The 24,411-nt window shown below is 38.8% G+C and carries 17 protein-coding genes, 1 pseudogene and 1 other annotated feature; of the genes and pseudogenes, 17 read left to right on the top strand and 1 reads right to left on the bottom strand.

The features are described from left to right. Positions 1-73 precede the first annotated feature (73 nt). The 11 genes from ACFP65_RS08765 (at position 74) to recQ (ending at position 15,980) form a co-directional block, all read left to right on the top strand. Entirely contained in the window at positions 74-1,024 is a 951-nt protein-coding gene (locus ACFP65_RS08765; RefSeq protein WP_379917761.1) for an NAD(P)-dependent oxidoreductase, read from the top strand. A gap of 224 nt (positions 1,025-1,248) precedes the next feature. Beyond that, positions 1,249-1,510 (top strand) — a binding site (T-box leader). 60 nt (positions 1,511-1,570) lie between these two features. Further along, a complete protein-coding gene (locus ACFP65_RS08760) occupies positions 1,571-2,842 on the top strand; it encodes an argininosuccinate synthase (RefSeq protein WP_379917759.1) in 1,272 nt (423 codons plus the stop codon). Then, the gene (gene argC, locus ACFP65_RS08755) at positions 2,839-3,879 is read left to right on the top strand and encodes an N-acetyl-gamma-glutamyl-phosphate reductase (RefSeq protein WP_379917757.1); all 1,041 of its coding nucleotides are present in this window, start codon (positions 2,839-2,841) and stop codon (positions 3,877-3,879) included. Before ACFP65_RS08760 ends, argC begins: the two co-directional genes overlap by 4 nt. Before the next feature lie 16 nt (positions 3,880-3,895). Then, positions 3,896-5,146: a bifunctional glutamate N-acetyltransferase/amino-acid acetyltransferase ArgJ gene (gene argJ, locus ACFP65_RS08750; protein ID WP_379917755.1), complete on the top strand. Its 1,251-nt coding sequence runs from the start codon at positions 3,896-3,898 to the stop codon at positions 5,144-5,146. Beyond that, entirely contained in the window at positions 5,109-6,005 is an 897-nt protein-coding gene (argB, locus tag ACFP65_RS08745) for an acetylglutamate kinase (RefSeq protein ID WP_379917753.1), read from the top strand. Before argJ ends, argB begins: the two co-directional genes overlap by 38 nt. A 36-nt stretch (positions 6,006-6,041) precedes the next feature. Next, a complete protein-coding gene (locus ACFP65_RS08740) occupies positions 6,042-7,217 on the top strand; it encodes an aspartate aminotransferase family protein (RefSeq protein ID WP_379917751.1) in 1,176 nt (391 codons plus the stop codon). Beyond that, complete coding sequence (argF, locus tag ACFP65_RS08735; protein WP_379917749.1) at positions 7,217-8,140, top strand: ornithine carbamoyltransferase; 924 nt, start codon at positions 7,217-7,219, stop codon at positions 8,138-8,140. Before ACFP65_RS08740 ends, argF begins: the two co-directional genes overlap by 1 nt. Then, on the top strand, positions 8,130-9,518 hold the full coding sequence (gene argH, locus ACFP65_RS08730; RefSeq protein ID WP_379917747.1) for an argininosuccinate lyase: 1,389 nt from the start codon (positions 8,130-8,132) through the stop codon (positions 9,516-9,518). The genes argF and argH overlap by 11 nt, the downstream gene beginning before the upstream one ends. Before the next feature lie 312 nt (positions 9,519-9,830). Then, a complete protein-coding gene (gene pepF / locus ACFP65_RS08725; RefSeq protein ID WP_379917745.1) occupies positions 9,831-11,636 on the top strand; it encodes an oligoendopeptidase F in 1,806 nt (601 codons plus the stop codon). 427 nt (positions 11,637-12,063) lie between these two features. Further along, positions 12,064-13,704 (top strand): ribosomal protection-like ABC-F family protein, encoded by a 1,641-nt coding sequence (gene abc-f / locus ACFP65_RS08720; RefSeq protein ID WP_379917743.1) that lies wholly within the window; start codon positions 12,064-12,066, stop codon positions 13,702-13,704. Positions 13,705-13,829: 125 nt separating this feature from the next. Then, positions 13,830-15,980 carry a DNA helicase RecQ gene (gene recQ, locus ACFP65_RS08715; protein WP_379917741.1) on the top strand — a complete coding sequence of 717 codons (2,151 nt, stop codon included), beginning with the start codon at positions 13,830-13,832 and terminating at the stop codon, positions 15,978-15,980. Between the two features lie 47 nt (positions 15,981-16,027). Here recQ and ACFP65_RS08710 read toward each other — a convergent pair whose 3' ends face one another. Further along, positions 16,028-17,305, bottom strand: coding sequence for an NAD(P)/FAD-dependent oxidoreductase (locus ACFP65_RS08710; protein WP_379917739.1), 1,278 nt, complete (start codon positions 17,303-17,305; stop codon positions 16,028-16,030). 266 nt (positions 17,306-17,571) lie between these two features. Here ACFP65_RS08710 and ACFP65_RS08705 point away from each other — a divergent pair. The 6 genes and pseudogenes from ACFP65_RS08705 (at position 17,572) to spxB (ending at position 24,281) form a co-directional block, all read left to right on the top strand. Continuing rightward, a pseudogene (locus ACFP65_RS08705) lies at positions 17,572-17,997 on the top strand (RDD family protein). A 133-nt stretch (positions 17,998-18,130) separates the two neighbouring features. After that, positions 18,131-19,564: a 6-phospho-beta-glucosidase gene (locus tag ACFP65_RS08700; RefSeq protein WP_379917737.1), complete on the top strand. Its 1,434-nt coding sequence runs from the start codon at positions 18,131-18,133 to the stop codon at positions 19,562-19,564. Between the two features lie 123 nt (positions 19,565-19,687). Next, positions 19,688-20,077 carry a GFA family protein gene (locus tag ACFP65_RS08695; RefSeq protein ID WP_379917735.1) on the top strand — a complete coding sequence of 130 codons (390 nt, stop codon included), beginning with the start codon at positions 19,688-19,690 and terminating at the stop codon, positions 20,075-20,077. Positions 20,078-20,089: 12 nt separating this feature from the next. Further along, complete coding sequence (locus ACFP65_RS08690) at positions 20,090-21,538, top strand: amidase (RefSeq protein ID WP_379917733.1); 1,449 nt, start codon at positions 20,090-20,092, stop codon at positions 21,536-21,538. A gap of 20 nt (positions 21,539-21,558) precedes the next feature. Continuing rightward, positions 21,559-21,918, top strand: coding sequence for a DUF2200 domain-containing protein (locus ACFP65_RS08685; protein WP_379917731.1), 360 nt, complete (start codon positions 21,559-21,561; stop codon positions 21,916-21,918). Between the two features lie 581 nt (positions 21,919-22,499). Further along, positions 22,500-24,281, top strand: coding sequence for a pyruvate oxidase (spxB, locus tag ACFP65_RS08680; protein WP_379917730.1), 1,782 nt, complete (start codon positions 22,500-22,502; stop codon positions 24,279-24,281). Positions 24,282-24,411: the final 130 nt, after the last annotated feature.

Genomic DNA, 24,411 nt, shown 5'->3' with positions numbered 1-24,411 from the left:
ATTTTCTTAAGAAGCGGATAATAGAAATTTGAAGCTCCCTATGTCATAATAGAAAAAAGGAGTGGAAGAATCTATGTCAAAATATATTTTAGCATTAAGAGAGCTTCAGCCAGAACATCAAAAACGGGTGGAAGAAATAGCACCAGATCATAAGGTTGTTCGTTCAATAGAAGAAGCGGATGCCATTGAAGATATTGAAATTCTGTATAGTTGGAAAAAAGATCAAGGAACAACACTACTTAATAACGATAAAAATCAGATCAAATGGATTCAAACAGCCTCTGCAGGAATAGATTATCTGGACCTTGAAGAACTCGAGAAACAAGAGATTGTCTTAACCAATTCAAGTGGAATTCATGCAAAAGGTATTGCAGAATCCACTATGGCCATGATTTTGAATTATACTAGAGGAATTGGCCACTCTTTAAAAGCGCAGCTTAACGCTGAATGGTCTGAACTGGAGACTTTGATTGAACTTGAAGAAAAAACGATTATGATCGTTGGAACAGGAGAAATAGGTAAGCAAATTGGAAAACTAGCGAAAGCTTTTGATATGAAAACAATCGGAATTAACCGAAGTGGCGATCATGCAGAGCATATGGACGAACAACATACGCAAGACGATCTTTCAAAAGCGATCGGTCAGGCGGACGTTGTGGTCAATATCTTACCTCTTACAGATGAAACCGAAGACTTTTTCGATAAAAAACGATTCAGCGAGATGAAAGAACAGTCAATTTTCATCAATGTTGGTAGGGGTGGATCCGTTGTCACGGACGATCTAATTGATGCACTAGAAAATGGAAAACTGGCTTATGCAGGATTAGATGTACTACACGAAGAGCCACTTCCAGAAGATCATCCTTTGTGGAAAAGAGATGACGTATTAATTACGCCACATATTTCAGGTCATTTAGAGAATTATGACCGTCACCTTTTCCCTATTTTTGAAAAAAATCTTAAGGCATTTGTAGATGGTGAATCATTACCAGTCAATGTGGTTGATTATTCAAAAGGATATTAATCTCAGAGTTATATAATGATTTGATTGAAAAGCGAGAGAAAGCTACTTTGTAGCTTTTTCTCGTCTTTTTTTATGTAATATTTCTAGAATCATTTAAGTGTATATGAATTATAAATTTGTATAAAAATTTATATTTAACGAATTTAATTAATAATATGTATTAAAATATGCAAAAATAAGTATAAAAGTGTTGACTTCTATTTTTAGCTATTGTAGACTACGTCATAACATCAATGAACAAGAGAGTAAGTGAATGATTTCATAAATGCTTAAAGCAGTCAGCGAGTCGACACAGAGTGGAAGGTCGGCATGAAGTTTTCACTGAACCGCACTTGGAAGATGCTGTTTCAACTGATTTTTTGTTAAAGAATTCAGGAGAGATAGCCGCTTTGCAGCGTTAGCGCACTGAGGTGGCAGACACCCGAAAATAGTTAATAATAGTGGTCTGCAAGTAGAGTGGTACCGCGATGAACAATCGTCTCTGTGTAAAAACAGAGGCGATTTTTTTTATACCCAAAGACTAAAATGAGAAGAGGAGCAGACATCATGACAGAAAAAACATACAACAAAATCGTATTAGCTTATTCGGGAGGGCTCGATACTTCGGTCATCATACACTGGTTAAAAGAGCAGTATAACTGTGAAATTATAGCCGTTACCGCTAATGTTGGACAAGAAGATGAACTAGAAGGATTAGAAGAAAAGGCTTTGAAAACGGGCGCTTCAAAGTTCTATCTAGCAGAAATTGAAGAAGCGTTTGTTTATGATTCCATCTTTCCTACACTGAAAGCAGGAGCGGTTTACGAAAACAAATACCTTCTCGGAACAGCAACGGCTCGTCCCGTTATTGCAAAAGCATTAGTGGATATTGCCAAACAAGAAGGAGCAGATGCGATCTGTCATGGTTGTACTGGAAAAGGCAATGACCAAGTTCGTTTTGAAATGGGGATCAAGGCACTCGCGCCGGAAATCGAAATTATCGCCCCGTGGAGAACTTGGGACATCACTTCTCGTGAAGAAGCAATTGAATATGCAGAGAAAAATGAAATTCCTTTGAAAATTTCTCGTGAAACCAATTATTCCAAAGATAAAAACCTTTGGCACTTGTCTCACGAAGGATTAGATCTTGAAGATCCAATGAATGAGCCAAAATACGATGCGATTCTAGAAATGAGCGTTACACCAGAACAGGCACCAGACAAAGCAACTTATGTCAGTATCACATTTGAACAAGGCATTCCAGTAGCGATAGATGGAAAAGAAACAGACGGCGTTCAGTTAATCAAACAATTAAACAAAGTAGGAGGCGTCAATGCGATTGGGATACTCGATATGATTGAGAATCGTCTTGTTGGGATGAAGAGCCGTGGGGTATATGAAACACCAGGTGGCACACTCCTTTACTTTGCCCATGAACAACTAGAGATGATTACGCTAGACAAAGAAACCTTACAGTACAAGCAAGATCTCGCTCAAAAATATGCGAACCTGATTTACAATGGACAGTTTTTCACACCTTTAAAACAAGCGATGGATGCTTTTATTGATGAAACACAACAGACCGTTACAGGCACTGTTCAATTGAAATTGTATAAAGGGAATATGGTCATTTCAAGTGTGGAATCACCATTCAGTCTTTACTCAGAAGCTTTTGCGACCTTTGATGAAGATGATGTATACAACCAAGAAGATGCAGCTGGTTTCATAAATCTTTACGGCTTATCCAGTGTGATCCAAGCTGAAATGAAACAGAAAACACAATTTGCAAAAGAAGCACAAAATCAATTCACTACAAAACAAGAAGGTCTTAAAGTATGAAAAAAGTAAAAGTTGGGGTGATTGGAGCAAGCGGCTTTGTTGGAGCGGAACTAATCGGAATCTTACTGACTCATCCAAACGTGCAGCTGACTGGTCTATCTTCAATGAATCATATAGGAGAGCCACTTTCATCGATTTTTCCAGCTTTTACAGGCGTTTATGATTCAATTTTTTCAGACAATGAAACGGTCATCGAACAGTCTGACATGTTGTTCCTTTGCTTACCACATGGAAAAAGTGAAGCATTGGTTAAACAATGTTTGGATAAAAGCAAAAAAGTGATTGATATTGGAGCGGATTTCAGATTAAAGAATCTGACTGCTTACGAGGATTGGTATGACGTTACAGTGGACTATCCCGAGTTACGAGAAGCAGCCGTTTATGGCTTGCCGGAGCTAAACCGTGAGGACATTAAAAAAACTCAGCTGGTTGCCAATCCTGGTTGTTATCCGACAAGCATTTTACTAGGCCTTTATCCAGCAATCGCCAAGCAATTAATTGATCCAAGCCGTTTGATTATTGATTCCAAGTCAGGTGTAACTGGAGCTGGGAAATCCTTATCTGAAGCAACACATTTTGCTTTTAAAAATGAGGGATTCAATGCTTATAAAGTAGGCAGTCACAGACATACGTCAGAAATCGAAGAAACGATTCAAGTTATGGGTGGCGGAAAGATTCAATGTTCTTTTGTGCCACATCTTCTTCCAGTCAATCGGGGGATTTTATCCACACTCTATGTGGATATCAAGGAAGGCGTGACTGCTGAAGAAATTTATACCGCTTATAGAACATTCTATGAGAAAGAACCTTTTGTAACCGTACTTGAAGAAGGAAAGTTACCGGATATCAGTCATGTGAGTCACTCCAATCAGTGTCATATTGGCTTAACGGTGGATTCAAGGACCAATCGACTGATTATCGTCAGTGTGATCGATAATATGCAAAAGGGCGCTGCAGGACAAGCCGTGCAGAACTTTAATTTGATGACAGGAATAGATGAGACAAAAGGACTTTCGATGGTAGCACCATCGTTTTGAGGGGAGAGGTGAACGGATGCAAGCCAATACGAAACAAAAACCAGAGCAGCAATTAGAGTGGATCGAAGGAAATGTCTGTGCACCTAAAGGATTTTTAGCTTCTGGAATACATGCCGGATTTAAACGGAGAAGAAAAGATTTGGCACTGATTTACAGCGAGCAGCTGTGTTCAACGGCCAGTGTGTACACCCAAAACAAAGTAAAAGGTGCGCCGCTTATCGTAACGCAAGAGCATAGTGCAAATGGTTATGCGCAGGCCATTATCTGTAATAGTGGAAATGCGAACACTTGCAATGCGAATGGGATCGAAATTGCACATCAAGTCTGTGAATTACTTGGAGAGTCACTTGATGTATCCAAAGAAGATGTGATTGTAGCGTCAACAGGCGTTATCGGACAACCGTTGGATATTGAACCTTTTAAATACGGGATTCCGGAACTAGTGGATAAACTAGATGAAGCAGGTGATCAAGAGGCTGCAGAAGCCATTTTAACCACAGACACAGATATCAAAGAAAGTGCTGTTGCCTTTGAAATAGAAGATACAGTTGTCAAAATCGGGGGGATGTCAAAAGGCAGTGGCATGATTCATCCCAATATGGCGACAATGCTTGGCTTTGTAACAACAGATGCGGCGATTGAACCGGAGATTTTATCAATGGCACTTAAGTCTGTCGTAAAAGATACCTTTAATATGATCAGTGTAGATGGAGATACGTCTACAAATGATATAGTCACTGTACTAGCGAATGCAGAAGCCGGAAACGCAATTATTGATTCCGTGGAACACTCTGGTTACGCTATTTTCAAAGAAGCATTACACCAAGTCTGCAAAGAACTGGCTATTGCCATTGCTGAAGACGGAGAAGGGGCAAGTACATTGATCACATGCAATGTACTAGAAGCAAGTACGGAACATGATGCAAAGTTGATCGCAAAAGAAGTGATCAGCAGTAGTTTGGTCAAAACGGCTGTACACGGAAGAGATGCAAATGTCGGTCGTTTGCTGTGCGCGATCGGATACAGTGGAGCAGAGTTTGATCAACAGAGCATGGATATATACTTACGCGCAGAAAACTATCAAAGCATCTGCGTATGTGAAGCAGGATCCATTTTGTCATTTGATGAAGAGAAAGCTTTTGAAATCTTAGGAACAGATCAGCTGAGTATTGATATTTATTTGTATAGAGGACAAGAAAAAGCAACAGCTTGGGGGTGCGACCTGACCTATGACTACGTCAAAATCAACAGTGCTTACAGAACATGATCAGGCATTAGATTCATTTAAAGTAGCAGAAATCCTTACCAATGCGCTCCCTTATATTCAGCGTTATGATCAAAAGATGGTCGTTATCAAATATGGCGGTTCAGCTATGCAAGATGAAATGCTGAAACGAGCGGTTCTTTCTGATATCTTGTTGCTAGCCAAGGTAGGTATCAATGTGGTGATTGTACATGGGGGCGGTCCAGCGATCAATCATTGGCTTGATAAGGCCGACGTGCAAAGTACTTTTGTAAATGGACTCAGAAAAACAGATGCAGCTACAATGGAAATTGCTCAAATGGTCTTGGCTGGGAAAATCAATAAAGATTTGACTCGTACAATACACAATTTAGGTGGAAAAGCCATGGGCATCAGTGGGATCGATGGCGGAATGATTTCAGCAACTTTAAAAGATCCAGAACACTTAGGAGCGGTCGGAGAAATCACAGGAGTCCATACACAAGTGATCAAGGACCTCGTCCAAAATGGGTATATACCGGTCATTGCTTGTATTGGAACAGATGAAAACGGGGAAAGCTGTAACATTAATGGAGATGAAATGGCTAGCGGTATCGCAAAAGCACTGGGTGCAGATAACTTTGTCCTGATGTCAGACGTTGCCGGCGTACTTGAAGACCCTAATGACTCAGAAACGTTGATCAAACAAATCGATATCGATGCAGTGTCTTCCCTTTATGAAAATCAGATCATAAGTGGCGGAATGATACCTAAAGTTCAGTGCTGCGTGGAGGCGGTTAGAGAATCTGTTAGACAAGCGGTTATTTTAGACGGACGCATACCGCATTCTCTGATCGTAGAATTTTTAACGGATAGTGGGATTGGAACCTTGTTTTATAAATAAATCAAGAAATGGAAATGAAAGGAAGTGTGCACACAAATGGATAGTATGACTTGGACGGATGACTATATAACACCAACTTATGAGCGCGTAAATGTCGCCTTGGAAAAAGGAGACGGTTATTATGTATACGATGAAGATGGAAAGCAGTATTTGGATTTTACGGCTGGTATTGGCGTCAACTCCTTAGGTTATCAACATAAAGAATGGGTGACGGCTACACAAAATCAACTCAGCCAACTTCAACATACCTCAAATCTTTACTATACGACTCCCGCGGCAGAGCTTGCTAAAAAATTGTGCGAAAAAACTGGGATGAAGCATGTACTATTTGTGAACTCTGGTGCAGAATCAAACGAAGTAGCCATCAAAGTGGCCAGAAAATATGGTCATCTTAAAAATTTGAATAAGCATAAGATACTGACACTCAGTAATTCTTTTCATGGTCGTACTGTAACAACTTTATCGGCAACTGGACAAGATGTTTTTCATCAATACTTTGATCCATTTACGGAAGGTTTTGACTTTGTGGAAACCAATAACCTTGAAGATCTACATGAAAAATTTGATGAAACGGTCTGTGGAATCATGATTGAGCTGGTTCAAGGTGAAGGAGGCGTCATTCCTTTAGATCAAACGTTTGTTGAAGAAATTAAAATACTTTGCGCACAAAATGACTGTTTGTTAATGATTGATGAAGTACAGACAGGGATGGGGCGTACTGGGAAATTATTTGCCTATGAACACTTTGAATTAGAACCAGATATGGTTACGAGCGCAAAAGGACTTGGAAATGGCTTACCCATTGGAGCAGCGTTACTGGGAGAAAAAGTACAACATGTACTGGAAGCAGGAGATCATGGATCGACTTTTGGAGGGAATCCCGTGGTAACGGCTGGTGCGAATGTGGTGATGGATACCTTAACGGATTCTTTTTTAGCACATATCACAGCTAATGGCGAATGTTTAAAAGCAAAGCTGCTAGCCTTAGAAGGCGTTCAATCCGTTTCAGGTATGGGACTGATGATTGGAGTGACCTTTAAAGATATTTCTGCTAAGGAAGTGGTAGCCAAAGCTAAAGAAGAAGGTGTATTATTTCTGACAGCCAAGGAAAAATTGCGATTATTGCCACCGCTCATTATCGACGAGCGAGCAATCGATGAAGCTGTGAATTGTTTGAAAAAGATTTTAACAGTACAAGTGGGGGTCAGTTAATGGAACATTTACTTAAACTATCAGATTTGACAAAAGATGAACTGCTCATACTTCTTGAAACAGGACATGACTTGAAAAAGAAACTCAAGGCAGGGATTGAAACACCCTATTTGAAAGGGAAAACGCTGGGGATGATTTTTCAAAAAGCCTCTACGCGTACACGTGTATCTTTTGAAGTTGGCATGAATCAGTTAGGCGGACATCCACTATACTTGAGTGTAAATGATCTTCAAATGGGGCGCGGAGAATCGATTGAAGATACAGCTCGAGTCTTGTCTAGATATTTGGATGCGATCATGATTCGTACATTCGATCAGGAAGATGTCGAAACACTTGCAGAATTCGGGTCTATACCAATTATTAACGGACTGACTGATTTATATCATCCTTGTCAGATTCTCGCAGATTTAATGACAATCCAAGAAGTGAAAGGGACTCTAGAAGGCTTAAAATTCGCTTTTGTTGGAGACGGTAATAACATGGCAAATTCACTGATTGTTGGTGCCCTACTTGCCGGCGCATCAATTGCTGTGGCGTCACCAAGAGGGTATCAGCCTAATGAAGCTATTTTAGATCAGTACATTGATCATCCCGATTTTCTATTAACAGAAGATCCATATGAAGCTGTACAAGATGCGGATGTCGTTTTTACAGATGTATGGGCAAGTATGGGAGATGAAGCAGAAGCGGAAATCAGGAAAAAAGTCTTTCAAAGTATTTATCAAGTCAATCACGACCTTTTAGCGGTTGCTGATTCAGAGGTTATGGTCCAGCACTGTCTGCCAGCACATAAAGACGAAGAAATTTCTACAGATGTCTTTGAAGAGCATGCAAAGGTCATCTTTGAAGAAGCAGAGAATCGTCTCCATATTCAAAAAGCCGTACTGCTTCATTTGATGGGAGTGCCTGCCCATGTCAGCTAATTCCAACAAAGTATGGAAAGGGCGTTTCAGCGGTAAAAGTGCTCATGAAGTAGATGTATTCAATTCTTCTATCAGCTTTGACTATGTTTTATTTGAAGAAGATATCGCTGGAAGTATTGCCCATGCCAAGATGCTGGGACAGCAAAAAATCATTTCCAGTGAAGACACACAACAAATCATCGAAGGTCTGCAAACTATCTTAAATGATTTAAAAAGTGGTCAGCTAGCATTTGATGAGCAAGCTGAAGATATTCATATGTTTATTGAAGCAGAGTTGACAAAACGTATCGGTGACGCTGGGAAACGACTTCATACAGGAAGAAGTCGTAATGACCAAGTAGCTTTAGATCTGAGACTATATGTCAAGAAACAGATCACTGAAATCAAATCACAATTGATTCAGTTCGAGCAAGTCATCATTCAACAAGCTGAACAGCATATCGAAACGATCATGCCAGGTTATACGCATCTTCAAATTGCTCAACCGATCACCTTTGCGCATCATATTTTGGCATACGGTCAAATGGTTGCCAGAGATATTCAGAGACTGGACGAAACGATGGAACATACAGATTCAATGCCGTTAGGGAATGGTGCTTTAGCTGGAACAACGTATCCACTAGACCGTCAGTTTGTTGCAAAACAGTTAGGCTTCAAAGAAGTTACGGCTAATAGTCTGGACGGGGTTTCGGATCGAGATTTTGTACTGGATACGGCTTATGCATTGAGCATGATTATGATGCATCTCTCTCGTTTGTCAGAAGAGATTATTCTTTGGTGCACGCAGGAATTTCGATTTGTTGAATTGGATGATGCTTTTGCGACAGGGTCATCTATTATGCCACAGAAAAAGAATCCGGATGTAGCTGAGCTTGTTCGGGGTAAAACAGGTAGAACGTATGGGAATCTTCAAACCCTACTAACGATGATGAAAGGAATGCCACTAGCTTATAACAAGGATATGCAAGAAGATAAAGAAGCCTTGTTTGATAGCATCAGTACAATCAAGATCGCCTTATCAGCTATGATTCCCATGGTAGAGACGATGACAGTCCATAAGGATCGTATGAGAGTAGCCGCTTCAAAAGGCTTTATCAATGCGACAGATTGCGCTGACTATTTAACTAAAAAAGGTGTTCCATTTAGAGAAGCTTATGAAGTGATTGGTTCACTAGTCCAGACTTGTATCGACAACAAACAGACATTAGAAGAAATTTCGCTGGAACAGTATCAAGTCCTGCATCCAGTTTTTGAAAAAGACTTATATAAAGCCATCGATCTAGATGAATGTGTCAATAAAAGAAATCTTGAAGGTGGACCAGCGCCAGAAGCGGTCAAAAAGCAAATCAATAGATTAAAAAAACAACTCCATATCTGAATCGCTATCCGTTGTTTCTCCAAGATGAGAAGTAATGGATAGTGCTTTTGTCGTGATAAAGATTATAACCAGAAGTAATATTATGACATTTTGTTTCTAAGTGTTTAATTTGAAAAATCTTAAATTTTCTCACACAACTATTAAAAAGAATGCTATAATAGTCAGAAATAGCGAATAGTTTGATGAGGATACACAAAGAACTTCCAAGAAACGCAAAGGAATCTAGGATATATTTTGGATCCTGTAAAAAGTTATATTATTATAACTGAAACGATTTGCCATATACTTATAAGATTAAAAGGGGAGAACAGAATGGCTGAACAATTAAAACCACGTACAGAAATACCTGAAGAATTAACATGGGATTTATCCGCAATTTTTAAAACGCAAGAAGATTTTGAAGCAGCAGCCGAACAACTTCCAAAAGATGTTCAAGCTTTTGCAAATCAGTATGATGGAAAGCTAGACAGTGTAGATAGCTTAGTCGCAGCGATAAAAGAATACGAAGTTTTAATGGCGAAAGCCTCTCATTTAGGACAATACGGCATGTTGCCGGTATCTGTAGATATTTCAGATAGTGAAGCACAACAACAATCTCGTCACGTATCCAACGTGCTTGCTAATTTCGGTGCAGGAATGAGTTTCTTTAATTCTCAAATCCAAGAAGTAGACGAAGCAACGTTAAACGAAGTTGTTGAAAAAGAAGCGAAATTTGGACCATTCATTAGAGAAGTCAAAGCAGCTAAAAAAGCGAAGTTGGCTCCTGAAGTTGAAAAAGCGTTAGCACAACTGGATCCTATCTTTGAAGCGCCATCAGAAATATTTGAACAAGCGCGCTCAGCTGATGCAGATTACGGAACATTCGAAGTTGATGGTGAAGAATATGAGTTAAGTTTTGTATTATATGAAGAAGTTTATATGTATCACGAGAATCCAAAAATTCGACGTGCAGCGTATGATCAATTCAACAAAGTTTTAGCTCAATATCAAAATGTTGTCGCAACAGCTTATTATACACATTTACAAAGCGAAAAAACGCTGGCGACGATGCGTGGATATGATTCTATTTTTGATTACTTATTAGAGAGTCAAGAAGTAGATCAAGAATTGTATCACCGTCAGATTGATATGATCATGAATGACTTCGCACCGGTCATGCGTAAATTCATTACGCATTTAAAAGACGTTCATGGATTAGAAAAAATGACCTATGCGGATCTGAAAGTAGATTTGGATCCTGAGTACACGATGCCAGTTTCCATTGAAGAGTCTAAAGATCTTGTTCAAGAAGCGTTAGCTCCTCTTGGAGACGACTATGTAAACATGATCATGCGCTCTTATCCAGAACGTTGGACAGACTTTGCACAAAATATCGGAAAACGTTCAGGTGCCTTCTGCTCAACAACTTACGGAAAACATCCATATGTAATGGTGACTTGGACAGGTCAATTGACAGATGCTTATACCTTATTCCATGAATTAGGTCACGCTGGTCAAGGTGTATTATCAAATGAGAACAATCCATTAACGAGTGCACGTCCATCACTTTACTTGATTGAGGGACCATCTACCTTCAATGAATTATTACTGACTGATTATCTGAAAAATAAAACAGATGATCCACGTATGGAGCGTTCGATTCTTTCTAAAATGATCTCACGTACGTATTTCCATAACTTTGTGACTCACTTACTGGAAGCTGCTTATCAGCGTGAAGTCTATAAACTGATTGATGCTGGTAAGAGTTTCGATGCTAAGAAATTGAGTGAATTAAAATTAAGCGTACTAAAACAGTTCTGGGGTGATTCTGTTGAACTTGAAGCGGGCGCAGAATTGACTTGGATGCGTCAGATTCACTACTACATGGGATTGTATCCTTACACTTACTCTGCTGGTTTAACGATTGCAACGCAAGCATTCCTTAAAATCAAGAGTGGAGAAGAAAAAGTAGATGGCTGGTTAGAGTTTCTTGCATTAGGTGGACAAAAAGTTCCAGCTGAAGCAACCCTTGTAGCAGGTGTAGACATCACAACCGATCGTCCGCTTTCTGATACAATCAAATATCTAGATGAATCTGTAGATCGTATTATTGAGTTAACTGGCGAATTAGAAAAATAAGTAGCTTCAAAGAAAAATCTTCACGTTTATAGCGTGGAGATTTTTTATTAATTCTTGAATAGAATAAGGTATTGTTTTTAATATCAAAAGATTATAAAATAGAAGTATCTTAAATGAACGGAGGTGGAGGTTAGATGTTTCTAACTGCGAAAAAGCACGGAAAACAAGAATATTATTTATATATTTGCCGTGCTGAATTTTCTATTGTCGTTGCGTAATTGGACCAGTCTGTCCATTTTTAGCAACTGAATAGTAGAATCGCAGAAAAAACATCTTACCCCTACCATTTATATGCAGATTAGAAAGTTAAAACAGGCTTTTTGATTTGTAGCAGAATAGCCATAGGAGAGGACTCTTTTCTATGGTTATTTTTGTATGCTTTGACTTTTGTCTAATGAAGAGGGTGTAAGACAAAAGGAGCCGGAAAATGATGATATGTAATGTAAATGCAGTTTCTCAACAATATGGAGGAACAACCATCTTTGAAAATGTCACCTTAGAGATCGAACAAGGAGAAAAAATTGGACTTGTCGGTCGAAATGGAAGTGGCAAAACAACTTTAATGAAATTACTCGCACAAGTTGAAACGCCAACTTCTGGTCAGATTCATTGGAAAAAAGGATGCTCTATTGGATACTTGGAACAGATTCCAGCTTATTCAGATGACATGAGTGTCAATGACGTTTTGAAAACCGTTTTTGAAGAGTTGCTGGAAAAAGAAACAGCGATGAAACAATTAGAAATAGTAATGAGTCAAACAGAGAGTCAAAACCAACTTCAAAAGTTTATGGATCAATATGGAAAAATTCAGGAAGCCTATCTTCAAGAGGGTGGATACGAGATAGAGTCACGGATTCATCAAGTCACACAAGGGTTAAATATAAACCATTTAATTGAAACTTCTTTCAATTTATTGAGCGGTGGAGAACAGACAAAAGTTGGACTAGCCATGACTTTACTGATCAATCCTGATTTACTGTTACTGGATGAACCCACCAATCATTTGGACTTTGCAGCAACTGAATGGCTGGAACAATTTGTTTCCAACTACACTGGAACAGTCGTGATGATTTCTCATGACCGATATTTCTTGGATGAAGCGATTCAAAAGATTATAGACGTAGAAGATGGTGAGTGTACGGTTTATCATACAAACTTTTCGAATTATGTGACAGAAAAAGAAGAGAAAGTTGCCAGAGAATTTCAAGTATATGAAGAACAGCAGCGTAAAATAAAGAAAATGAAAGAACGTGCAAAAATCCTGAGAGAGTGGGCTAACCGAGCGGTACCGCCTAATCCAGGTTTGCATAAGAAGGCAAGACATATGGAAAGAATGATCGAAAGAATGGAAAAAGTGAAAAAACCTTTATTCCATAAGCAAATGAGCTTGGATATCACGGCATCAGAACGCAGTGGAAAAGATGTAGTCATCGCCAAAGCTGTAACCAAACGTTATAGGAACAGACAGATTATAAAAGAATCAGATATACACATTCGCTTCGGTGAGAAAATTGGATTGATTGGAGAGAATGGCGCAGGTAAATCAACTTTATTGAAGTTATTACTAAAAAAAGAAATACCAGATTCAGGTCTGATCAAAATAGGAGAGAATTCGAAAATAGGCTATCTCTCCCAGCATCTTTTCACAGATAAAAAAGACGAACGGTTGATAGATGTTTTCAGAGAATCCCTCCAAATAGAGGAAGGACAGTCCAGACATCAGCTTGCTCGATTCATGTTTTATGGAAGTGACGTATTCAAGCCCGTATCGAGTTTAAGTGGCGGAGAAAAAATGCGCTTAAGACTAGCGCAACTGATGCATGAAGAGATCAATTTCTTGATTTTAGATGAGCCAACCAATCACTTGGATATTGAATCGAGAGAGTTAGTGGAAGAGACATTAGATCATTTTCAGGGAACTATTTTAGCGGTGTCTCATGACCGCTTTTTCTTAGATCAAACCTTCAAGAAAATTTTTTGGATTGAAGATCATAAAATAGAAACCTTTGAAGGCGGCTATTCTTGGGCTAAAGAAAAGAAAGCAGAAAGGTTAAAGAGAATGGAGTAAAAGCCAGCATTAGAATTCCGAATCGAATGTAAAAAAAGAAGACCAATTATGTTACAATTATAAAGCAGAAAAGGGCACAAATAGCCCCCTAATAATAGAATCGGAATTAGAGTGTTGGAGGCAGTATGGAAAGCATCTTTAAAACATTAAAACAGTATTATGGTTACGAGGCTTTTCGTCCAGGGCAGCAAGAACTGATTGATGCGATTATGGAAGGAAGAGATGTGCTGGGCGTTATGCCTACGGGAGGCGGAAAGTCTCTTTGTTACCAGATTCCAGCTATATGTATGGAAGGCGTGACACTCGTCATCTCGCCATTGATCTCGTTGATGAAAGATCAAGTCGATACCTTGCAAACGATGGGTGTGCGTGCAGCTTACATCAATAGTCAGTTGTCTTATTTTGAACAGCAAGCCATTATAGATGAAGCGATTAGAGGAGATTTGGATCTGCTGTATGTTTCTCCAGAGCGACTAGGAAATGATCAGTTCCTTTACGCTGCGAGACAAATGGATGTAAACCTAGTTGCGGTAGACGAAGCGCACTGTGTGTCTCAGTGGGGACACGATTTTAGACCAAGTTATCAGGCGATTCCGCAAATCATGAATGCCTTGACCAATCGACCACCATTTGCAGCTTTCACAGCAACGGCTACAAATATCGTGCAAGAAGATATGATCCGACAATTAAATCTAGAGCAGCCTTATCAGCATATCGCAAGTTTTGATCGCCCAAATCTTTATTTCTCAGTGATCAAGCCCGATAAGAAATTGAATGAGCTGAGTCGAATTCTAGACAAGAAAGAATCCAGTATCATTTATTGTAATACGCGGAAAAATGTAGATACCGTCTATAAAAACTTAAATAAAAAAGGCTTTCCTGTAACTTTTTATCACGCTGGGATTGATCCTGAGGTGCGCGCAATGAATCAGGAACAATTTCTGTATGATGAAAAACCAATTATGGTAGCGACAAATGCTTTTGGAATGGGCATCGACAAATCCAATGTTCGCCGAGTCATTCATTATAATATGCCGCTCGATATGGAAAGTTATTATCAAGAAGCTGGGCGTGCTGGTAGGGACGGGGCTTCTGCGGAAGCGATCCTATTTTATTCAGCGCAAGATATCATTACAAATACTATGCTGATTGAACAAGGGAACTCACCCCATGCCAAGAAAAACTTGAATTCCATGATTACGTATTGTAAAACCGGTAACTGTCTTCGTAAAAGCATTTTAAAATACTTTAATCAAGAAGTAGAGTGGCAAGCGTGTGATTATTGTACGAACTGTGATGAAGAGACGGTTACAACGGATATTACTGTGGAATGTCAGAAAATTTTGTCTTGTATTTACCGAATGAATCAGCTTTATGGAACAGGTTTGATTACGGATGTCTTGAGAGGGAAGAAGACAAGTCGAATCGAGCAGCTGAAGTTTGATGGTTTAAGTACGTACGGGATTATGTCTGACTATACGGATAGTGATATCAAAGATATGATTTCGATTATGATTAGTGAAGACTATCTGAAAGTTGGCGGAGATGGCTATCCGATACTGGAATTCACCGGGAAAACTTCGGAGCTGCTGAAAGGTCAGACGACATTGGCAATCCGTAAGCAATTAAAGCAAGAACCCACGCATAAAACCAAAGCGATGGAAAATATTGAAAATTATGATGCGCAGTTATTTGAACGCCTAAGACAACTAAGAACAACGATTGCGCAAGAAATTGGTAAACCTCCTTTTGTCGTTTTTACAGACAGAAGTTTGATCGATATGTCGGCTAAGTTTCCGCAAACGGATGATGCTTTTCTAGCGACAAATGGTGTAGGGGAAGCGAAATTAGCAGAGTACGGTGAACAGTTTATTTCGTTGATTAAAGAGTATGTAGAAGAGCAGGATATTGATACTGAGCAAGAAGTCCATCAGAACGTTTCAGTCAAAGAAGTCACAAAACCGGCTAAATTAGCGAGTAAGCATACAGTTGAAGAAACCTTGCGACTGTTCGATGAAGGGGAAGACGTTGCGGCGATTTCTGAAATGAGAGGCTTGTCGACCAATACGATTATTAATCATCTTTGTAAAGCGATTGAAGAACACAAGCAAATTGATTATGACCAGCTCGTCTCTAAACAGGCAGATACTGAAATTCGAGAAGCCATTGAGGCAGTAGGAGACGGTTTCCTTAAGCCGATCAAAGAAGCTGTAGACGATTCAATCACCTATGATGAAATCAAATTTGTTTTAGCTAAGATTAAAAGTGAAAAATAAAAACAGTAGTGATGATAGAAGTGATTTTCTACCATCCTACTGTTTTTTTATTGAGCAATTGCCATACTTGCCTGAGCAGCGTGCATGCCAGCAACACGTCCGGTAATAAAGGCACCTGTGATATTATAACCACCAGTGTAGCCGTTATAGTCAAGAATCTCTCCAGTAAAGTAAAGATTCTGCATCTTTTTACTTTCCAGAGTTTTCGGATTCACTTCTTTTGTATCAACTCCGCCACCTGTAACAAAGGCTTTCTCTATCGGAAGAGAGCCATTTACAGTGAACTGAAAATCTTTGAAAAATTCAATGATTGAGTAGATTTGAGTCGGCGTTAATTGTTTTAATGGCAGACCGTCTTCAATACTTAGTTTTTCTAATCCAAACAAGAGATAACGTTCCGGAACAAGTCCTTTAAGTGAATTTTTTACACTTTTATCTCCGGCATCTTTGATTAGTTTAGCCATATCTTGTCTAAGTTCTCCCACAGATTGATCGGGTAAGGCATCGATTTTGATGGTTGCTTTATCAGATTTATCGCGCTTCATCACTTGATGTACAAACATCGAGCAGCGAAGAACGGCAGGACCGGAAATGCCAAAGTGAGTAAAGATCATATCCATACGATGTGAAATCGCGGGCTTACCTTTTTTGTTCAATACACTCATATTCGCATCTCTTAAAGCTAGCCCTTGTAAGACTCTTTCCTCTATAAAAGGTTCATCAGATGTGATGGGGACTTCAGTTGGATATAGAGGTTTCAATGTATGTCCAGCTTTTTTAGCCCATTGGTAGCCATCTCCAGTTGAACCGGTTTTAGGCATAGCACGTCCACCAGTCGATAGAATCACGCTTCTTGAAAGAAGCGTGCGTCCATCTTTCAATAAAACACCTTGCGCTTTTCCCTCTTCATATAGGACAGTTTCTACAGGGGCATTCAAGAAGACTTCGATTTTTTGTTCATCCATGATTCGCTTCAAGGCATCCACGATTGTTCTGGATTTATCAGTGGTTGGAAACATTCTTCCATGATCTTCTTCTTTTAAAGCAATACCATTTGATTGGAAAAAGTTCATAATATCGTAATTGTCATATTGGTAAAACGCGCTATATAAAAAGCGTCCGTTTCCAGGGATATGGGTGATAATTTCTTCTTTATCACGGTTGTTTGTCACGTTACAGCGACCATTTCCCGTTACTAAGAGTTTTCTACCCAGTAATTTATTTTTTTCAACGACAGCGACTTTGGCGCCGGCTTCTGCAGCTGAGATGGCAGCCATCATTCCACTTGTTCCGCCTCCAACGACGAGTACATCGTAGTGAGCCATGTAATTTCCTCCTACTTGTTCATTAAGCTATCCGTAACTGTATCATAATTCTTGTGCTATAACCATAGAATCAAAAGATATGTTAACGTTTCTTTAACAAAATATGACAGATTCAATAAAGTGCCGAAGTTCATTGTGTAAATCGGCAAAGTAAAAGCTTTAGTATAAAAGTAGTTCATTTTATATCTTGTAAAATAGAATGTCATTCTCTACACTGAGGTTATAAAAATGAGTAGTTCATAATTCAAAAGTACGGAGGGATTTGTATGGTCTTTGAATCTGACAGAAGTAGCTTTGGTATAAGAGTCATGGCTTTTATCATAGATGGTACATTAATGACGCTACCTATTGCACTCTTTATCTTCTTAGTTAATGGACGATTTTCGCTTGATTTTACGCAAGGCATGATCTGGAATTTATTATATGTTGTTTACTCTACCATTACTCCGGTATATTGGGATGGTTACGTCATCGGTAAGAAAATCATGAATATTAAGATAGTATAAGCGAACGGATCGGCGCTCACATTATCTGATATGTTTCTTCGAGAAGTAGTAGGTGTTTTTATTCTGGGCTATCTAACAGCGGGCATGAGTACACTAGTAAGCGGACTTATGGTGCTGTTCCGAAAGGACAGGCGTGCGATTCATGATATGTTAGCGGGTACCTTTGTGGAAAATACTTACGATTGATTCTTGAGTCAAGAAGTTGAATCCATACAAAAAATTTACAATATTGTTCTTGTGTGTAATGGATTACACCATTTACTATAAATATAGAATCAATTGATAGCGAATACAATAGACTCAAGGAGGAAAATCAATAATGGGATTTAGAAAAGACTTTTTATGGGGCGGCGCTACTGCAGCCAATCAACTTGAAGGTGGATACGATCAGGACGGACGTGGACTAGCAAACGTAGATGTCGTGCCAGTCGGAGAAGACCGTGGACCGATCATCACTGGACAAGTGAAACATTTTGATTTTGACGATGAACATTTCTATCCAGCAAAAGGTGCAATCGATCACTATAATCGCTATAAAGAAGATATTGCATTGTTTGGAGAAATGGGCTTCAAAACCTATCGTCTTTCAATCGCATGGACTCGTATTTTCCCGAAGGGTGACGAGACAGAACCAAACGAAGCAGGGTTGAAATTCTATGAAGATTTATTTAAAGAGTGTCACAAATACGGAATCGAACCATTAGTTACAATTACTCACTTTGACTGCCCAATGCACTTGATCAAAGAGTATGGCGGATGGCGTAACCGTAAGATGGTTGGGTTCTACGAGAACCTTTGCCGTGCGATTTTCTCACGCTACAAAGGTCTTGTAAAATACTGGTTAACATTCAATGAAATCAACATGATCCTACATGCACCATTTATGGGTGCTGGATTAGCCTTTGAAGAAGGGGAAAACCAGAAACAAGTGAAATATCAAGCAGCTCACCACGAGTTAGTGGCTAGTGCTTTAGCAACTAAAATTGCGCACGAAGTAGACCCTAACAACCAAGTAGGTTGTATGCTTGCGGCAGGTAAATACTATCCAAATACACCGAATCCAGAAGATGTATTTGCAGCACAACAAGAAGATCACGAAAACTATTTCTTTATTGATGTACAGTCTCGTGGACAATATCCTGCTTATGCAATCAAAGAACTTGAACGTGAAGGTATCGAAATTCCGTTTGAAGAAGGCGACAAAGAACTACTAATGGAAAACACAGTAGACTTTATTTCATTCTCGTACTACTCTTCTCGTGTAGCTTCTGGAGATCCGAAAGTGAACGAAAAAACGGCTGGAAATATTTTTGCTTCAATCAAAAACCCTTACTTGGAAGCAAGTGAATGGGGATGGCAAATTGATCCACTTGGATTACGTATCACAATGAACGATATTTATGATCGTTACCAGAAACCATTGTTCATTGTAGAAAATGGACTAGGTGCTGTGGATGAGCCAGATGAAAATGGATACGTTGAAGATGATTACCGTATCTCTTACATGGCTGAACACATCAAAGCAATGAAAGATGCCGTTGAATTAGATGGTATTGATTTGATGGGTTACACTTCTTGGGGATGTATTGACCTTGTAAGTGCCGGAACTGGAGAAATGAAAAAACGTTACGGTTTCATCTACGTTGACCGAGATAACGACGGTAACGGAACATTGAAACGTACGAAGAAAAAATCATTTGACTGGTACAAAAAAGTCATCGCCTCTAATGGTGAAGACGTTAGTAACGGTTAATTGTTTTTAGAATAAAATACTGAGCCTATCAATTCCTCATGAGTTGATAGGCTCTTTTCTTATTGTATCAACAAGCACTTTTAGCTAAAATAAGATTAAAGAACGATTAGGGGAGTGGTGCAATTGAAACAAGTTAAAGGAACTTGTCTATGCGGGGCAACGGTTATTACAGTTGCTGAGCTTGGAAATCATGTAACGGCTTGTCACTGCAAGATGTGCAGAAAACAGAATGCTTCTGCGGCATTTTTTACTGAAGAAGTAGCAGTAGAAAGCTTGATAGTTAACCAAGAAGAGACAATCAGTATTTATCCTTCTTCAGAATGGGCTGAGAGAGGTTTTTGTAATCGATGCGGAACATTTTTGTTTTATCGTTATCGTAGGGAGAAACAGATGCATTTAAATATCGAACTATTCGATGACTGGTTAAAAGAAGCTCATTTCGGCGAACAGATTTTTTACGGAAATAAACCAGACTACTATGAGTTTGCGAATACTACAGAAAAACATATTTAATGGGAGATAAAAATGAGTGAACAGACAAGTTGGGTTGAAGAAAAAACGGTTAAAAATTTACAAGAAGCGTTGGAATCAGGAGAACTCACTTCTAGAAAATTAGTCTTGACCTATCTGAAACGAATATCAGAACTAGACTCTACAGGACCAAATCTGAATAGTATCATTGAAGTGAACCCAGATGCCCTATACTTAGCGGACAAACTGGATACAGAAAGAAAAGAAGGAAAAGTTAGAGGGGCTTTACATGGCTTACCTGTAGTTATCAAAGATAATATTGATACCAATGATAAGATGCATACCTCAGCCGGTTCTTTATTGTTAAAAAATCATGTTGCAAAAGAAGATGCTTTTATCGTTAAGCAATTAAGAAAAGCTGGCGCCATCCTATTAGGAAAAGCCAATCTGACAGAATGGGCTAATTTTATCGCGGAAGATATGCCAACTGGGTACAGTTCTCGCGGTGGGCAAACGTTAAATCCTTACGGTAAGGACTTCATGGTCGGAGGATCAAGTGCAGGTACGGGAGCCGCTATTACCTCAAACTTAGCGGTCGTCGGAATCGGGACAGAAACATCGGGTTCCATTTTAAGCCCGGCAAGTCAAAATTCTCTTGTGGGTGTTAAGCCAACCGTTGGCTTAATCAGTCGCAGTGGTATTATTCCAATATCTCACACGCAAGATACTGCGGGACCAATGACACGAACAGTTGAAGATGCAGCAATTTTGCTTTCGGTCATACAAGGAAAAGATGAAAACGATCCAGTGACAGGTATTGGTCCATCAACAAAAATAGACTATACAAATCATTTAAAAAAAGGTGGCTTAAAAGGAAAACGAATCGGAATTGCACGTAAACCTTATTTTGACTACGTAGAAAAAGAGAAACAGCAATTAATGGACGAAGCAATTGAACAATTAAAAGCTCAAGGCGCTGAAATCGTTGAAAATATTGAAGTTCCTTCCGCAGGCGTAGATTGGGATATCAACGTGATGTTATATGAGTTCAAACCCGCACTAGAAGCGTACTTGAAGACAGTCGATTCAAGTTTTGGCTTAAGAACACTAAACGACCTGATCAATGGTAACCGGAACCTAGGAAGTAAAGCATTGAAATATGGACAAGCCCTATTCTATCAGGCTGCTGCAACGAGTGGACAGCTAACGGAATCAGCGTATTTAAATAGTTTGATTTTTGATCAAGAACAGTCCAGAGAAAAAGGGATAGATGCCGCTCTCGAAAAAAATCAATTGGACGCAATTGTTACACCAAATAATGCAGGTGCAATGATACCGGCCAAAGCAGGCTATCCATCTATTACAGTTCCGGCTGGATATACCACTGAAGGTGAACCGGTTGGTCTAACCTTCACAGCAAGTGCTTATGCTGAGCCCACTCTTTTTGAGTGTGCTTATGGCTATGAACAAGCGACAAATTGCCGAAAAGCACCTCAGTTCTAGAAAAAAAGGAGGAAATCATCATGGCTGAACATAAAATTTATTCAATGAGTTTTGGAAAAGTTTATCCACTTTATATAAAAAAGGTAGAGCGAAAAAATCGGACTAAAGAAGAAGTAGATCAAATCATTTATTGGTTAACAGGATACGATGCTATTCAATTAAAGAAAATAGTGGAAGAAGAAAAAGACTTTCGAACTTTTTTCAAAGAAGCGCCGCAACTGAATCCGAATAGAGAGCTAATTAAAGGCGTAATTTGTGGCGTTAGAATTGAAGAAATCGAAGAACCGCTTATGCAAGAAATCAGATATATGGACAAATTGATCGATGAATTAGCAAAAGGTAAAAAGATGGAAGCTATTTTACGATCAGAAAAGTCGTGAATAGAGGAGAAAGAACGATGCAAAATCATTACCGATTTGATTCAATAAATGAGCTCGAAGTACAGAAAATCATGCAGTGGACTTATCCAGAAAAATACAAATTTTATAGCATGACAGACGATTCTTAGACATTGGCTTAGAAAATTACAGTCAAAGCGTATGCGCGAGTAGACTTTGATAAAAAGCAAGTCTTTGAAAACGGAGAAGCTGAAAATAAAGTCAGCTTTGTATCAATGGAGAAAAAATAGTACTTTCTAGCAAATATAAAAGCTAAAATGAATGGTAGAATCCTATCCTTCGTTTTAGCTTTTTGTTTTAAAGAAAATAATTCTAAAAACATTCAAACGCAATGAACCTCATTTTAAAATTACATAAGGCGTTATTTTAATGGGAGCGGTTTCCGTAATCGTGAATACGTTTTCTGTTATTTTCCAGCAATAAATATGTACAATAAGTGACGTTTTTTTTAATATTTATCGTTGATTTATGCTAGTTAATGAAAATGAACTTTGAATTTTCATAAAATCATGATAATATATTCTAGCATTTATCAGTTTTAATATTGTAGGAGGATTTTTTGAATGACAAATGGAAAGACTAAAGTTAGTACAGCTTCACTTAAAGTTTTAGAAGGATGGGGAATTGACACAATTTACGGAATTCCTTCTGGAACGCTAGCGCCTTTAATGGAATCTTTAGGTGAGCAAGAAGATACTGATATTAAATTTATTCAAGTAAAACATGAAGAAGTTGGCGCAATGGCAGCCGTAATGCAACGTAAATTCGGTGGAAACATCGCTGTTTGTGTTGGATCAGGTGGCCCTGGTGCTTCTCACTTAATCAATGGTCTTTATGATGCAGCAATGGATAACACGCCTGTTTTAGCTATTTTAGGATCTCGTCCTCAAAAAGAGTTAAACATGGATGCATTCCAAGAGTTGAACCAAAATCCAATGTTCGCAAGTATTGCAGTATACAACCGCCGTGCGGCTTACGCTGAACAAGTACCAAAAATGATTGACGATGCAATCCGTACTGCTATCTCTAAACGCGGTGTATCAGTAATCGAACTACCTGGTGATTTTGGTTACCACGAAATCGATAACGATGCATTTTACTCTTCAGGTCACAGCTACCGTGATTATGTATCTCCAGCAATCAACGAAGCGGATGTTGACGCTGCAGTTGAATTATTAAACAATGCTAAACGTCCTGCAATTTACGCAGGTGTCGGAACAATGGGACATGGTCCAGCTGTTCAAGAATTATCTCGTAAACTTAAAGCGCCAGTCATTACAACTGGTAAAAACTTTGAAACTTTTGAGTATGATTTTGAAGCATTGACTGGTTCAACATACCGTGTAGGTTGGAAGCCAGCTAACGAAACAGTTAAAGAAGCAGATACAATTTTATTCGTTGGATCAAACTTCCCGTTTGCTGAAATCGAAGGTACATTCTCAAACACTGAAACTTTTATCCAAATTGATAACAACCCAACTATGCTTGGTAAACGTCACAATGCAGATGTTGCGATTCTTGGTGATGCAGGCGAAGCAGTTCAGTCATTACTTGAAAAAGTAACAGCTGTTCCAGAATCAGCTTGGTGGAATGCTAACTTGAAAAACATTCAAAACTGGCGTGACTACATGACTAAGTTAGAAACAAAAGAAAGTGGCGCGTTACAACTTTATCAAGTATACAATGCAATCAACAAATACGCTGATGAAGATGCGATTTATTCAATCGACGTTGGTAACTCTACTCAAACATCTATCCGTCACTTACACATGACACCTAAGAATATGTGGAGAACTTCTCCATTGTTTGCGACTATGGGAATCGGACTTCCTGGTGGTATTGGTGCTAAAAACGTGTATCCTGATCGTCAAGTCTTTAACATTATGGGTGATGGTGCGTTCTCAATGAACTATCAAGATATCGTTACTAACGTACGTTACAACATGCCTGTTATCAACATCGTATTCACGAACACTGAGTATGCATTCATCAAGAACAAATATGAAGATACAAACACAAATACTTTCGGTACTGATTTTACTGATGTAGACTACGCTAAAATTGGGGAAGCTCAAGGTGCAGTTGGTTTCACAGTAAGCCGTATTGAAGATATAGACCAAGTAATGGCTGAAGCTGTTAAAGCTTATAAAGAAGGCAAAACAGTCGTAGTAGATGCTAAAATTACTAAAGATCGTCCAATTCCAGTTGAAACACTAAAATTAGATTCAACATTATACAGTGCTGAAGAAATTACAGCTTACAAAGAAAAATATGAAGCTGAAGAATTGGTACCATTTAGTGAATTCCTAAAAGCTGAAGGTCTTGAATCTAAAGTAGCTAAGTAATTTCTGCATTATAACAGATCATTTACTATTTTAGAGACTAAGATAGAAGTCTTTTTAAAGTCTTAAAATACAGAGAACCCCTGAAAGAGTTGTACTTACAATTCTTTCAGGGGTTTTTCTATTGACTTTA

Origin of the sequence: Marinilactibacillus sp. GCM10026970 (assembly GCF_042660675.1) — a bacterium.
GTDB lineage: Bacteria > Bacillota > Bacilli > Lactobacillales > Carnobacteriaceae_A > Marinilactibacillus.
The sequence above is the reverse complement of the archived record's forward strand: the minus strand, read 5'-3'. Positions and strand labels throughout refer to the sequence as shown.

Excerpts from the sequence above, each read along its gene's own strand:
- ACFP65_RS08690 (WP_379917733.1), top strand. The coding sequence starts at position 20,090 with ATGAGTGAACAGACAAGTTGGGTTGAAGAAAAAACGGTTAAAAATTTA.
- ACFP65_RS08765 (WP_379917761.1), top strand. The coding sequence starts at position 74 with ATGTCAAAATATATTTTAGCATTAAGAGAGCTTCAGCCAGAACATCAA.
- ACFP65_RS08685 (WP_379917731.1), top strand. The coding sequence starts at position 21,559 with ATGGCTGAACATAAAATTTATTCAATGAGTTTTGGAAAAGTTTATCCA.
- pepF (WP_379917745.1), top strand. The coding sequence starts at position 9,831 with ATGGCTGAACAATTAAAACCACGTACAGAAATACCTGAAGAATTAACA.
- recQ (WP_379917741.1), top strand. The coding sequence starts at position 13,830 with ATGGAAAGCATCTTTAAAACATTAAAACAGTATTATGGTTACGAGGCT.
- argJ (WP_379917755.1), top strand. The coding sequence starts at position 3,896 with ATGCAAGCCAATACGAAACAAAAACCAGAGCAGCAATTAGAGTGGATC.
- abc-f (WP_379917743.1), top strand. The coding sequence starts at position 12,064 with ATGATGATATGTAATGTAAATGCAGTTTCTCAACAATATGGAGGAACA.
- argF (WP_379917749.1), top strand. The coding sequence starts at position 7,217 with ATGGAACATTTACTTAAACTATCAGATTTGACAAAAGATGAACTGCTC.
- argB (WP_379917753.1), top strand. The coding sequence starts at position 5,109 with ATGACTACGTCAAAATCAACAGTGCTTACAGAACATGATCAGGCATTA.
- ACFP65_RS08710 (WP_379917739.1), bottom strand. The coding sequence starts at position 17,305 with ATGGCTCACTACGATGTACTCGTCGTTGGAGGCGGAACAAGTGGAATG.
- ACFP65_RS08760 (WP_379917759.1), top strand. The coding sequence starts at position 1,571 with ATGACAGAAAAAACATACAACAAAATCGTATTAGCTTATTCGGGAGGG.
- ACFP65_RS08740 (WP_379917751.1), top strand. The coding sequence starts at position 6,042 with ATGGATAGTATGACTTGGACGGATGACTATATAACACCAACTTATGAG.
- argC (WP_379917757.1), top strand. The coding sequence starts at position 2,839 with ATGAAAAAAGTAAAAGTTGGGGTGATTGGAGCAAGCGGCTTTGTTGGA.
- ACFP65_RS08700 (WP_379917737.1), top strand. The coding sequence starts at position 18,131 with ATGGGATTTAGAAAAGACTTTTTATGGGGCGGCGCTACTGCAGCCAAT.
- spxB (WP_379917730.1), top strand. The coding sequence starts at position 22,500 with ATGACAAATGGAAAGACTAAAGTTAGTACAGCTTCACTTAAAGTTTTA.
- argH (WP_379917747.1), top strand. The coding sequence starts at position 8,130 with ATGTCAGCTAATTCCAACAAAGTATGGAAAGGGCGTTTCAGCGGTAAA.